At 45.5% G+C, this 12,994-nt stretch carries 15 protein-coding genes; 13 read left to right on the forward strand and 2 right to left on the reverse strand.

All coding sequences use genetic code 11. The features are described 5' to 3' along the window. Nucleotides 1–3 precede the first annotated feature (3 nt). The 9 genes from RJP21_RS26635 (at nucleotide 4) to RJP21_RS26675 (ending at nucleotide 8,825) form a co-directional block, all read left to right on the forward strand. A complete protein-coding gene (locus RJP21_RS26635; protein WP_310861974.1) occupies nucleotides 4–492 on the forward strand; it encodes a hypothetical protein in 489 nt (162 codons plus the stop codon). Between the two features lie 274 nt (nucleotides 493–766). Further along, entirely contained in the window at nucleotides 767–2,800 is a 2,034-nt protein-coding gene (locus RJP21_RS26640; protein WP_310861975.1) for a methyl-accepting chemotaxis protein, read from the forward strand. Between the two features lie 38 nt (nucleotides 2,801–2,838). Then, nucleotides 2,839–3,699, forward strand: a complete 861-nt coding sequence (budA, locus tag RJP21_RS26645; protein ID WP_310861976.1) for an acetolactate decarboxylase — start codon at nucleotides 2,839–2,841, stop codon at nucleotides 3,697–3,699. A 235-nt stretch (nucleotides 3,700–3,934) separates the two neighbouring features. Beyond that, nucleotides 3,935–4,489 (forward strand): GNAT family N-acetyltransferase, encoded by a 555-nt coding sequence (locus RJP21_RS26650; protein ID WP_310861977.1) that lies wholly within the window; start codon nucleotides 3,935–3,937, stop codon nucleotides 4,487–4,489. Nucleotides 4,490–4,724: 235 nt separating this feature from the next. Continuing rightward, nucleotides 4,725–5,984 carry a cytochrome P450 gene (locus tag RJP21_RS26655; RefSeq protein WP_310861978.1) on the forward strand — a complete coding sequence of 420 codons (1,260 nt, stop codon included), beginning with the start codon at nucleotides 4,725–4,727 and terminating at the stop codon, nucleotides 5,982–5,984. Nucleotides 5,985–6,077: 93 nt separating this feature from the next. Then, nucleotides 6,078–6,179, forward strand: coding sequence for a sporulation protein YjcZ (locus RJP21_RS26660; RefSeq protein WP_160043972.1), 102 nt, complete (start codon nucleotides 6,078–6,080; stop codon nucleotides 6,177–6,179). A 158-nt stretch (nucleotides 6,180–6,337) separates the two neighbouring features. Further along, complete coding sequence (locus tag RJP21_RS26665; protein WP_310861979.1) at nucleotides 6,338–6,775, forward strand: hypothetical protein; 438 nt, start codon at nucleotides 6,338–6,340, stop codon at nucleotides 6,773–6,775. Between the two features lie 102 nt (nucleotides 6,776–6,877). Continuing rightward, entirely contained in the window at nucleotides 6,878–8,344 is a 1,467-nt protein-coding gene (locus RJP21_RS26670; RefSeq protein ID WP_310861980.1) for a S8 family serine peptidase, read from the forward strand. Nucleotides 8,345–8,465: 121 nt separating this feature from the next. Further along, nucleotides 8,466–8,825 carry an MmcQ/YjbR family DNA-binding protein gene (locus RJP21_RS26675; protein WP_160043971.1) on the forward strand — a complete coding sequence of 120 codons (360 nt, stop codon included), beginning with the start codon at nucleotides 8,466–8,468 and terminating at the stop codon, nucleotides 8,823–8,825. Nucleotides 8,826–8,963: 138 nt separating this feature from the next. Here RJP21_RS26675 and RJP21_RS26680 read toward each other — a convergent pair whose 3' ends face one another. Then, nucleotides 8,964–9,428, reverse strand: coding sequence for a DinB family protein (locus RJP21_RS26680; RefSeq protein ID WP_310861981.1), 465 nt, complete (start codon nucleotides 9,426–9,428; stop codon nucleotides 8,964–8,966). Between the two features lie 137 nt (nucleotides 9,429–9,565). On the opposite strand from RJP21_RS26680, the gene RJP21_RS26685 reads away from it, so the two are divergent. The 3 genes from RJP21_RS26685 to RJP21_RS26695 all read left to right on the forward strand — a co-directional run bounded on the left by RJP21_RS26685 (nucleotide 9,566) and on the right by RJP21_RS26695 (nucleotide 11,321). Beyond that, entirely contained in the window at nucleotides 9,566–10,477 is a 912-nt protein-coding gene (locus tag RJP21_RS26685; RefSeq protein WP_310861982.1) for a LysR family transcriptional regulator, read from the forward strand. 100 nt (nucleotides 10,478–10,577) lie between these two features. Next, nucleotides 10,578–10,682: a DUF6254 family protein gene (locus RJP21_RS26690; RefSeq protein ID WP_015735743.1), complete on the forward strand. Its 105-nt coding sequence runs from the start codon at nucleotides 10,578–10,580 to the stop codon at nucleotides 10,680–10,682. Nucleotides 10,683–10,877: 195 nt separating this feature from the next. Next, complete coding sequence (locus tag RJP21_RS26695; protein WP_310862007.1) at nucleotides 10,878–11,321, forward strand: AAA family ATPase; 444 nt, start codon at nucleotides 10,878–10,880, stop codon at nucleotides 11,319–11,321. A 139-nt stretch (nucleotides 11,322–11,460) separates the two neighbouring features. On the opposite strand, the gene RJP21_RS26700 is transcribed toward RJP21_RS26695, so the two are convergent. Next, on the reverse strand, nucleotides 11,461–11,829 hold the full coding sequence (locus RJP21_RS26700; RefSeq protein ID WP_310861983.1) for a hypothetical protein: 369 nt from the start codon (nucleotides 11,827–11,829) through the stop codon (nucleotides 11,461–11,463). A 610-nt stretch (nucleotides 11,830–12,439) separates the two neighbouring features. Between RJP21_RS26700 and RJP21_RS26705 the strand changes: the two genes are divergently transcribed. Next, entirely contained in the window at nucleotides 12,440–12,979 is a 540-nt protein-coding gene (locus RJP21_RS26705) for a hypothetical protein (protein ID WP_310861984.1), read from the forward strand. Nucleotides 12,980–12,994: the final 15 nt, after the last annotated feature.

Consider the following 12,994-nt stretch of genomic DNA (forward strand, 5'->3'; position numbering starts at 1 on the left):
TAGATGATAAAAACGATGCCCGCGTTTTTGCTGCTCTTATTTTTCTTGTCCGGCTGCATGACCCATAAGACGCTGGAAACGGATCAATTGAGCGATTTTAGAAAAAATATCCGTTCGGAGCATAAGGAAATTACGAATCTGAAATTCCAAATGGCGCCTACCCAAGTCGAATTCAACTATTATCTTGAACGCAAACCGGAAGTCGGGCATGACAAAGAGATTTTCACGAAGACCAAAGAACTCGCTCTTTCGTCCGACTTTCAAAAGACCGTGATTGAAGAGCAGTACTTCAAACATTACTCCAAGGATGACCGAAAGTATCCCGATATGATCATTCGTTTCTTCGGCACGGACAAAGATATGATCGAATACGAGTATTTCGCCTCATATTATGGCCCCGGTTTTGAGGGAGAAAAAGATCGTCCGATCGACGATTACAAGACGTGGTACTTTAACGACTTCAAATCCAAAAGCGTACCGGTAGCGCCGTGAGGAAACATAAGGCACGCCATCGGCTCCAATGGGGCCAAGGCGTGTTTTTTGTTGTTCGCAAAAGAGAACTTAAAATTATGACTAAAAAAGGACAGAAGTATGACCGATAAGAAATATAGCAGGCAAATTGTTATATTTTAATAGTTAAATAGACCTATTATATTATCGTGTTTATGTAAGAGGTGGCCACCTCCCATTTACAATATATTCATTTGCTTAAAAGAGAAAATTTGATTTGGTTAGGTACTATTTGAAGGTGGAGGCGTGTTCATTCATGTTTAAAAAGCTAGGCTTAACGATTGCCAAACGCGGCATCGGCAGAAAAATGTTTTTAACCTTCATGGTGATGGTATTATTGCCGAGCCTGCTGATCGGAGGTTTTTCGTATTCGTCATCAAGGAGCTCGTTATCGTCGCAGTTGAAAGAGTCGGCCAAGACGCAAGTCGACAATCTGAATTTCTTGGTTGACCGCGTCGTGCAGCCCATCATGCGCGACACCGATATTCTTACTCGGTCGATCCGTCCCGATATGTATCAAGATTTGGTCTTCAACTCGGAATTCAACATTTCGTCGAAGCCGGAAATCCAAGCATTATTCAAGCAATTTAAATCCGTCCATACGGATGATACCGAGGTCATTGGTCTTGAAACCGCCGACGGCCAGTTCGTGATGGAACCGCAAAGCAAGCTGGCGAAGGATTTTGATGGCCGCAAACGCGAGTGGTACACCAAAGCGATGGAAAATAAAGGAAAAGTCGTTTTGTCTGCGCCTTACGTTTCCTTGGCTTCGCAAAATGTCGTCGTTTCGGTTTCCAAAACAACCGATGACGGCAAGGCGGTAATGTGTGTCAACCTTTCGCTTAACAAGTATTTAACCAGCGTCGCCAATGAAATGAAAATAGGAAAGGCCGGCTATACATACATCCTGGACGATCATAACAAAATTTTGACTCACCCCAGCATCAAGGCGGGAGAAGAATTAACGGGCGAAAATTTCAAGCAATTGTACGAACAAGCTAGCGGTACCATTGAGACGCAAGTGGATGGCAAGGATGCAACGTTGTATTTTGAGACGAATCCATTGACCGGATGGAAAATTGTGGGCGTCCTCTATGACGCGGAATTGTCTGCCGTGACCCGCAGCAACGTAACGATTACTTTGGTGATGATCGCATTGACGATCTTTCTTGCATTGATTATTTCTTTGCGGATGCAAATCAGCGTTGCCGCTCCTCTGCAGCAAATCACATCGAAGCTGGGAAGCTTGGCTTCCGGGGATCTTACGGTTTCGCCGGTAAAGGTGAGTTCCAAGGATGAAGTCGGCGAAATATCGGCGGCTTATAATGAACTGCTGACGCGTCTGCGTTCTTTGGTGAACGAGATCTCTTCGAGTGTCGGCAGCCTTAATGAGGTAACCGGCGTTTTGGAAAATGCAACGGATGTCGTCAATGAGTCCTCCAATCAGATCGCCGAGTCCAGCCATCATGTTGCGCAATCGTCCAAAACCCAAAGAGACAGCGCTTCTGAAGTTTCCCGGGCATTGCAGGAAAGCGCGACAGGCATATCTACCGTTGCGTCCAGCGCATCCGAAATCGGCGATATTTCCGACGTGACGTATAGAAAAGCGGAGTCCGGCGTAGAAACCGTTTCGCGTACGGTCACGCAAATGGGAGGTATTTCGAACTCCCTTACGAATCTGACCGAAGTCATCGGAGCGCTAGTCGATCGTACGGCAAGCATCAATCAGTTAGTTACATCGATATCCGAAATTTCGACCCAGACATCCCTGCTTTCCCTCAACGCCAATATAGAGGCCGCCCGTGCCGGCGAACATGGAAAGGGATTTGCGGTTGTGGCCAATGAGGTCAAGAAGTTGGCGGAGCAAACGCAAGAAGCGGCCAAGGAAATTTCCCTTGTCCTTTCCAATATTACAAACGACGTTGAAACATCGTCTCTTTCCGTTTCCAACGTACAATCGGAAGTGAATAGCGGCGTTGCCCTGATCCATGACGTTCAGCATTTGTTCACAGGCATCATGGAGGATATGTCCAAGTTAAACGATGAAATCCAGCAACTTAGCAGCGTATCCGAAGAATTGGCCGCAAGCTCGGAAGAAATCAGCGCGTCCGTGGACAATCTGGCGAATACTTCAAAGGTTTCGGCCGACGAAGCCAATTCGATGATGATGGCAACCGGCAACCAGAAGGATTCTTTAACCAAGTTGGTGGCTACCGTATCTTCGGTGTCGCAAACCGCAAATGCGCTACGATCCAATATCAAGCAATTTAATCTTGGTAGTAAGGACTAAATCCTTATCTATAAATTTCATCCTGGAGGTTATACAAAATGAAGAAAAAACGCATCATGATCACATCCACTTTGGTAGCGGCAGCTTTGTCTTTGTCCGCTTTGACCGCATTCGCGGCTCAGGACAATAGCGGCAATCAAACGCCACAAGCTCCCGTGGCGACAACGACTTACAAGGCGCAAGAGAACAAGAATACGCTTTTCCAGTATTCGACGATCAATGCCTTGATGAAAGGCCAATTTGACGGGGAAATGACCCTTGGCGAGCTCAACAAGCATGGGGATACCGGTCTCGGCACTTTCAACGGCGTGGATGGCGAACTTACGCAGCTTGACGGCAAATTCTATCGTTATACATATGACGGCCGGATGGTAGAAGTAGACAAAAAAGAATTGACTCCTTTTGCGGTGACGACCAAATTCCAGGTCACAAAGACGGCCCGGATTAATCCCGTAAAAGACATGACGGCTCTCAATGAACAGCTGACGAAACTTATCGACCATAAAAATAATTTCTATGCCTTCAAAATTCATGGAACGTTCAAAACGTTGAAGACCCGCTCCGAGGAGAAGCAACAAAAGCCGTATCCGACCCTGCCGGAAGTTCTGGCCAATCAATCCGTGTTCGAAACCGAAAATGTGACGGGAACGCTGATCGGCTTCTATACGCCAAACTATGCGGCCACTCTTAACGTTCCCGGTTTCCACTACCATGTGATCAGCGACGACAAAACGAAGGGCGGGCACGTGCTAAATATTTCTTTTGATGCAGCAACCGTTCAGATTGACGAAATCGCCAACCTGGAAGTCAATCTCCCGCAAACGCAAGAGTTCCATGATGCTGACCTGACGACCGTCGATCCGGAAGATGTTCATAAAGTAGAAACGGATCAAAAATAATCTTTCCGTGAATAACCGAATCCGCGCCATCATAGGCGCATGTTCATCCAGCGCAGCATAGGCAAAAATCGTTTTTTGCCCGTTGCGCGCTGAATATACGAATCACGCATCTATCCTAGGATAGGTGCGTTTTTTGTAGGAAAAGGAGAGTCACTACCAAACAATATGTTATCGATCATATATCTTATACAGTATGTGGTAAAATTGTCGTAATCATGATCAAGGGGGAAAACAGATGAAGACATTGCCGACGATTGCATTGGAAAGGCTCCTATTACGACCTTTTGGCATGGATGACGCAAAAGAAGTTCAAAAATTGGCGGGCGATAAATATATTGCCGAAATGACTTTATATATCCCGCATCCATATGAAGATGGAGTGGCAGAGACGTGGATCAAAACGCATGCCGAGAATTTCAATGAAGATAGATCCCTGGAATTAGCCATTGTACATAAAGAAAAAAACGATTTAATCGGGGCAATATGTATCGCCATTCATAAGGAGTTTCGCCATGGGGAGTTAGCCTATTGGATTGGGAAAAAGTATAACAATAACGGATATTGCACCGAAGCGGCCAAAGGAATCGTAAGGTATGCATTTGAAGAAATGAAGTTAAACCGGGTGTTTGGCCGTCATCTGGGGAAAAATCCGGCATCGGGCAAGGTTATGCAAAAATTAGGCATGACTTATGAAGGAACGTTAAGGCAGCATGTCAGAAAATGGGGCGAATATGAAGACCTGGTGCATTATGGCCTTTTAAAGGATGAATATCTTTCGGGAAATTGCTGATGTCCTCGTAAAAAATATGATTCTTCCGGCCCCTTTTTTATTCGTTCATCCGATCCCGTGTGCCCGGTTCGAAGTGTTCAGATCCAGGTTTTCGAATTGTGTGACGCTCATATAATGCTTTAGTACCCCAGAAAACACAACTGCGGCAAGTCGAGACGCGCCATTGATCCATGATATGATTTTTTAAGACCGATACGCGTTTGCATCAATCACAGACAGAAAGGACTGAAGCTTAATGATGCAAGAAAAATACGCAAACATGCTGAACATGACCGAGCTGGCGACGCCGGAAAAGATGTTATTTCCGTTCGACACGCTGCGCCGGCTGCGACACGAAACGCCGGTGCGATATGACAGCAACCGGAATTGCTGGGATGTTTTCCGTTACGATGACGTGCAGCGCATATTGAAGGATTCGAAAACCTTTTCTTCCGAAAGGGGAGCAGGAGCCGGCAGCACGATTCTGTTTATGGATCCTCCAAAACACAAGCAAATGCGCGATCTGGTAAGCAGAGCGTTTACGCCAAAAGCCATCCAGGAGCTGACGCCTCGCATCCAGTCCATCGCCGAGCAATTGCTTGACGCGGTAACGGAAGATGCAATGGATATAACCAGCGATTTTGCGACGCCGCTTCCCGTCATCGTCATTGCGGAGCTGCTGGGTGCGCCGAAGGAAGATCGCGAGCAGTTCAAGCGCTGGTCCGATATTTTGGTGGAAAGCGCCGACGATTTGTCCGATGAGGCGTTCCGACGGATCACCGACAAGCGGATGAAAGCGATGGAAGAGCTGTACGGGTACTTCCGGAACATTATGGGGCAGCGGGCGGCAGAGCCGCAGGACGACTTGATCACTGCGCTGATGAACGCGGAGATTGAAGGGGAGAAGCTGACGGAAAAAGAAATCGTAAGCTTCTGCGTGCTGCTGCTGGCTGCCGGAAATGAGACGACGACCGATCTGATAACGAACGGCGTCCGCATCCTGACTGAAATGCCGGAGCTACAGGAGCGGCTGTTTCAGTCGCCGGATCTTATTCCGGCTTTTATAGAAGAAGTGCTGCGTTATTATCCGCCTATCGTGGCAATCGGCCGGAAAGCGACGGATCAGGTTCAGATCGGCGATCAGACGATAGAAAAGGGCGCTCAGGTCATCTCCTGGGTGGGTGCGGCCAACCGCGATGAATCGAGGTTCGTTGAACCGGACGCCTTTCGTCTGGACCGCAAGCCGAATCCCCATATGACCTTTGGGTTCGGCATTCATTTTTGCCTGGGAGCGCCGCTCGCCAGATTGGAGGGCAAGATTGCCTTCCAAGCGCTGCTCAACCGGTATCAAAATCTCGCCAGAGCATCAAGCGGAAGCATCCAGCCGATCCAGAGCTCGTTTGTATTCGGCGTTAAAAACTATCCAATCACCATGCATATCAGGCAAGATGATGACATGCTCCCATTTGTCGTCCCAGAGAACTCTCCTCTGATAGATCTTGCGGAAAAACCGTAAAAAATATATCTTTTGACTGCTTCATTTATCCAAGCGGATTTTCCGAATGTTCATAAGATATATAGATTCTATTTTGAAAGGGGAATGGACAGAATGAGCGAAGTTGCAGGAGCATATGGTGGCGGAAACAAGGTTTTAACGATTTTGGTTCTCTTTATTCTGCTTGTTATTGTTGCCAAAACTTGGGGTTGCTAAAAAAGATCTAGATTTAAAGACCCTGCAGATGCGGGGTCTTTATGTTTCCGCCCCATATTCCATCATACCCATGGCTTATGCCAACTCCTCCTGCGACTTCACTCATCGCACACTACCTTCTTGGGTTGAAAACAAAATACAATATGCGGAGAACAAGAATGACTTCGCATCGTTACGAATTGCATTTGCTAACGTTTATTAATAGAGAGGGAGGGGGGATTCCAATAATACGGACTTTAGTTTGCTTATTCATGATGGTTTTACTGGCCGGATGTTTGAATGGCTCCACGATCGTATTCACCGGCGAAAGCAACAACTGGTTGGCTCGTTACGAAGTGATAAACGCCAATCTCGAATACCACCAAGAAAAGTTGAAAATAACGTACACTGGGGATGAACCATCCAAAGTGGGCGTCGTCAAATACAAATATGAAGCAACCGGCAGTGGAGGAAGCGGGGAAACGGAATTATCCGGATACAAGGAGATTGTTGCCGGTTCCGATGGAAATGGCGCCATTCCGCAAAAAGACTCTGTTATTCATGTGACCGTCGAGTGGAACGGGAATAAAGAAGAAATGGAGCTTACTACGAAATGAAGGTAAGAAATGAAACAATAAAGAAAATTCCGCCTTTTTTTATGGGATAATTCGCTGAAGCCGTTTTTTCTTTTAATAATAAGATTTTGGCGAGGTATTGATATGTCTATACATTTTCCCGATCCGACATGGGCGCGGCTAGCATTTCCGGAACCTCCGGATTATTTTACTTCAGGTCAAAATATTGGAATTGTTATTATCGATAAACTTAAGCCTCATGAAACGATCAAACATTTAGGCTCTCGACTGAAGTATGTTACCGTAAATGACGACTTATCTATTATTAGCAAAAATATAGCGCATGTTTTGCCATCCGATTGCGATGGCGATCGTGGGGAGCATGGCTTGATGACTTTACTTGCGTTATCGCATAAACCGTTTAGGTTGCAAGGGAAAAGCCATGTAGGTATTGCTCCGGCGGCTAATTTTATCGTTCTAGACCATGGTGCTTTTAGGGAGGGTGAGGGAGACCGTTTAAAAAAGGGTATTGATTGGATTTTGGCCAACATGAATGATTGGAATATTAGAATCATCCTGAACATGGGATGGCATGCCCAGGATCATTTGGCACTCCTCAAGAATACGGACGAAAACTCTACTGTCCAAGCGCTTCATTCAGCGGTAGAGAAAGGTATACTCGTAATTTGTTCCAATGGGAATACTCGACTCATTAATATTTTACCGCCGGTTTCATTTTTAGCAGTGGGAGGATACAATGACCGTGGAAGTCAAAATGTTGCATTGCATGTACCTTACCCGGATGAACCATATGGACGAAACGGCGACGGACATTTTAGACCTGATGTATTAGCCCCGAGGGTGCGCCTAACTATTCCATATTGTGAAACCAAAGATCAATCAGAGGAAGTAACTTATTTTTGGGGAACTTCTGGTGCTGCTGCACTTGTCGCTGGTGTTGCCGGATACCTTTTTTCAAAATATCCCCATTTAGACTCGACCACGCTGCGCAATTTTTTGACGGAACATGGTGACCCGTTATTGGGTTACGACAATCCTGCACCTAGGATTAATGTTACTAAAGTCATTCATGCCATAAGAAAAGGGCTGCAACCAAAGGGTATTAAAGAGCATCAATCATCATCTCAAATAAATGAATCTTACATAGCAATTCACTCTGCTGATGACATCGAGAGAGGGTTAGCATTATCAAATCTCATTCAGCGACAGTTATGCTCTCGAGATCATTTGTTGCAGTTTGCCCTTGACGAATCGGCTGTCGTTAGGAAGATTGCTGTTTCAAGCCTTTATAAACCGTTAAACATTGATGAGAGAATGGTATTCTGGAATCGATTATTTGTAGAAAAAGAAGGAGGGGTTCGGGGATGGTATGCTTACGGGCTACTGCAGGATGCCGGGAAGGAAGAGGCCGCAAAGTGGATTCGACTGTCTACTGACACAAACTGGACAGTGCGATGGTGCGTGAGTGAATATTTGGCGAAGTTTCCCGACTGCTTCCCGCAACTTGAAAAAACGCATGATCCTGACTTCATAGAAGCAAAGGCTTTACCGGTTAAACAATGGTTAGCTAACGAGCATCGCGGTATATGAAGGATCCCCTGCCGGTTACGGTAGCAACTTCAACGAAGGTGCATTAATTGTAATGCCGCTTTCAGCTATAATAATATAAAGCCATGAAGTATGCTTGAATCGGTAAAGGAGATGTACATATTTGAAAAATAGCTTGATCGAATATTGTTTAAATAAGAACGGTGCGTTTCTCGATTATCCGTTCGGCCCCGATCCAATGGTATTCAAAGTCGCAGGTAAAATGTTCGCGTTTATTTTTGAAAAAGACGAGAATGTTGTCTGCATCAATTTAAAATGCGACCCGGCGATTGCGGAAAACTTGAGAGAACAGCACGAGGCCGTCCGACCAGGTTACCACATGAACAAAGAACATTGGAATACGGTGATGATCGACGGTTCCTTGGAAGAGTCGGATGTCTTTGATATGATTGACCACTCTTATGATTTGGTCGTCAAAAAACTTCCAAAGCGGCTTCGTGAATCCATACCGCAATTAAACTAAGTGAACATAGGTTTTGCAGATAAAAAAAGCAGGTTCCAGGGCGATTTCCCCATAACCTGCTTTACATGCTTTTTGCCAACAGCTCGAAAACGTACATTTTGTTTATCGCAATTTATTCTCTTGGAAAAGTCGGGATGTTCATTGCAGAGCTTTAAGCTGACTCGATATCGTTCCGAGATGAATGGCTTCGTGCATCAGCGCGAAGTTGAACAATTCGCCGGAGGTACCGAATTGAAACGGTCCCATGGCATACGGCGTTTTCAGCTCTTCGTCAAGCATTGCAGGGGTCAGCTCGGATAGGCGGGAAAGCTGATCCGATAACATTTGCAGGAGTTCATCCTTAGATAGAGGGGCGATCGTCCAATCCGAAGGTTTGGTTCCGGAATTGAAAAGTTTCTCGTAATGTTCGGGAATGCCGGACAGGGAACCAAAGCTTAGCGTGGCGTATTTATCCATCCAATAGATGATATGACCGACATTCCAGCGGATCGTATTGTTGAAGCCTGCGGGCTGAATGTCGAATTTCTCCTCCGAAATTCCCTGAACCTGCCCGATGACCACTTGACGCAGAACTTTGCTTGTGTGAATAATCGATTGAGTCATAACTAAAATCCTCCTCCATTTGCGTTGTATTTGTTTCGTTCTCACAACCAAAGTGTACCTCTTTCATTCCTAACGCAACAATCACGTAATTCCGATGAAATTGATCATTATAACTAATAACGAAGGAGTGCGGTTGAATGGAATTCAGGCAGCTTCAATATTTTACCGCCATTTGCAAGGAGATGCATTTTTCCAAGGCGGCCGAGTCCCTTTGCACCACCCAATCGAATCTCAGCCAGCAGATCAAGTTTTTGGAGAACGAGTTGGGGCTTCCTTTGTTCGACCGCATCGGCAAACGAATAGCATTAACCGAAGCGGGCAAGATCCTTTTGGAGCAGAGCCAGCTTATTTTTGAACGGATGGATTACATACAGAAGGCGATCTTGGATCTTAAAAAAATGGAAGGCGGCAAGCTGGATATCGGCATTCTTCCAGGCGACGGAGATTTGCTGTTTGACGCTTTGCTGCTCGATTTCCATCGGTCATATCCCAAACTCTCGATCACCGTTACGGAAACGACGGAGGTATATAAAGAAGTTGTGGACGGAACGCGGGATCTTGGCGTCACGACGGTACCCGAAAATCCCGATGACCGCATCGCAATCGTCCCGCTTTTCCATGAGGAATTTGTTTTGGCCGTCCGGTCGGACCACCCCGTCGCAAAATCGAAGGCGATTCCGTTCGAGCATATCCAGCAATTAAAGATGGTGACGTTTGGACCCGAACACCAGATTACGAAATTAGTTCATTTTTATTCTCAGGAAAAAGGGATAGCGATCGACAATCCGGTCGTGACCTCAACGTTATCGACGCTGCTGTTATTGGTCGAACAAGGGGTTGGAGCGTGCATTTTGCCTCGAATGCTCTTGGATTACTTGAATCGCGAGAACCTTACGGCGATCACCCTGCTGCATCCTACTCCAAGCCAAGATATCTGTATGCTGTACCGCAAGGATAAATACTTGGGGCACGCAGCCAAAAAGTTCATGGAAACACTGCAATCATTCATTCAAAGCGTATCGGATCGCGACAGCCGGTCTCTAGGATAACGTTTCGATTGAACGCCGAATTTCATGAATGAACCGTGTCTTGGAATGGCAACATAAGGAAGTGGTATGCACATCTCGATTCCAAAGGAGGATTTCTGTCATGGCTCACCAGAAAAGAAGGAAAGAAGCTGCCTGGAAGTCGCGAAAGCAAGAACAGCATCCCCATGGTAAAATCAAATCGCTCAAGGAATTGTCCAGCGAATAAGGTGAGGTATACTACATGAAGAAAAGGCTGTCGGCGATTTTCCGGCAGTCTTTTTTCTTGTCATCGTATTTCAAAAGAAAGGAACGGTAGGGCTTAAGCAGCCTGAAGCATAAAAAAGTCTGAAGGCTTGCGCCTCGACGAACTATATTCGGCCTAATGAAACCAATACTGTATTTATCAAAGGATGAATGAATGATGGAATGCATACTTTTCGTGGGAATCCAAGCATCCGGGAAATCCACATTTTATAAAGAGAAATTTTTTAAAACCCATGTAAGAATAAACCTGGATATGTTAAAAACGAGGCATCGCGAACATATTTTCGTTGAAGCATCGATCAAAGCCAAACAACCGTTTGTTATTGACAATACGAATCCAACCATCATCGACAGACAAAAATATATCGAAGTTGCAAAGAAAAATAAATTTAAGGTTATTGGTTACTGCTTCGTGCCGGATTATGAGTTATCGCTCGAAAGAAATAACGCAAGGCAAGGGAAGGAACGGATTGCTGAAATAGGGATCAAAAGCACGCTGAGGAAATTACAGACGCCTTCATATAACGAAGGGTTTGATGAGCTGTACCTTGTCAGATCGCTTCATGGAAGATTTGAAGTAGAAGAAGTATCCATGAAGTAGAAGAACTACCTAACATGTAAGCAAGGGAAGTGGGGCAGAGGCTGTTTGCCGAAACAATAGTCCCTGCCATCCTTCCGCAATTGAATATCCCGATGGTACCGGAAATACAAGTGACGCAAAGGCTGCATCGGGTTTGGCGCTATTTGTTAAAGGGGGAATCATCGTATCCCTCATTGTTATAATCCGTGTGCTGCATTTTACCCAAAATGTTCATACCTTCGATCGTACGCTTCGTATGTTCGTCCCCGATTTCGTGCAGATAGGCATATACGTCGATCAACTTATCGTTATATTCCTGGGGCGCCTCGTCATGATCGGCCGATTTAAAGGGAATGAACGCGCGCTTGAACGTATTTTCATCCTCCTGATTCAAATCCTCCAGCTTATCCTTTAGCTTGGACATTTCTGCTTCGGTCATCATTACCTCGAATTCGGCAGAGTCGTGCGGCACATCCTGAATCAAATGATGGCTGACGGAAATATAGTAACGTTTCTTCTCTGTATCCATAAGACGGATTCCTCCCTCGTTTATGGCATCCGTGCTTCCAGGCTTTTCTGTGCTCGGCGGACGCATCGGACAGGCATGAGTGCTTTTATTGATTTTTACACGGAGACGGCCGTTGTGAATCAGAAAAACAATCAACTGTCAAATGGGGTACCGCCTGCGAATCTTGTCTAAACCGTTAATAGAAACCGACAAAAAGATTAAAAATATTACATCGTTTTTAATATTCACCCCATTCCCTCTATTTACCAGAGGATTACGATATTGTATGATCAAGAAGCAAATAAAACTTGATTGGGATGCGCGATGTTCCGAGGATCATGCCGTTCTCCGCGCCGCATTGATCGAGCTTCGTTTTTTGCCTGCCTATTAGAACGTATCAACCATCCACCCGGGAATCTTAGAATTTGCCTGCCGAATAGCAATCGAAACTTATCAGAATTCACCGCCTTCGTCTTCGCATACCTTTGTTTGGAAAACCGTCTACTATTCATTTTATATGAGCCCAATCGTAACCCGCTTTCTTTCGGATGCTTGGCTTTACTTTAGCGATTCAGCATCGCAGCTTTCATATACATCGAATCAAATCCATTTTATTGAGAGGATGAATGAGATGAGTCAAGATCTCGAAATCGTAGGGGCGGCTCCAGGCAACAACATTCAAGCATTTATTGATTTGACGTTGTTGAATTGCAATTTGAAAGGCGTGTATCAGTATCAGGTGATCAAGAATGGGGACGCGGAGGAAAAGAAAACGAAGATTCTCGTGATGCCAACGGATCCTGAACCTCAAAGCATGTCTCTGACGGAGCTCATTACCGAGATTAATAACATTATCCAATCCTTTGGCGGCGGTCAGAAGGTCACCGAAGAACGCATGAAGGCAACGCTTGACTCCATGGGGCTGAAAACGATTGCGGATATTAGCGTACAGATTAGGCAGCTCTTTATTTACGTTGATACGTCCAGCATTAAGGAAAATTCCAAGCCTTGCGAATATGCGTTCAACTTTGTCATTTTAAATCCGGTCAATCCGGATGAGAGTTTGAAGCTCTTTAATATCAAATCCTTGGGACTTGCTGTCTATAACACCGATCGCAAAAAAATCATTGAGCGCATGCAGCTTGAAAACATAGACGAGCTCTTAGCTTGATCCAAGGAGACGTCG

This window comes from Paenibacillus sp. VCA1 (assembly GCF_031583795.1).
Classification (GTDB): Bacteria; Bacillota; Bacilli; order Paenibacillales; family Paenibacillaceae; genus Paenibacillus_AQ; species Paenibacillus_AQ albilobatus.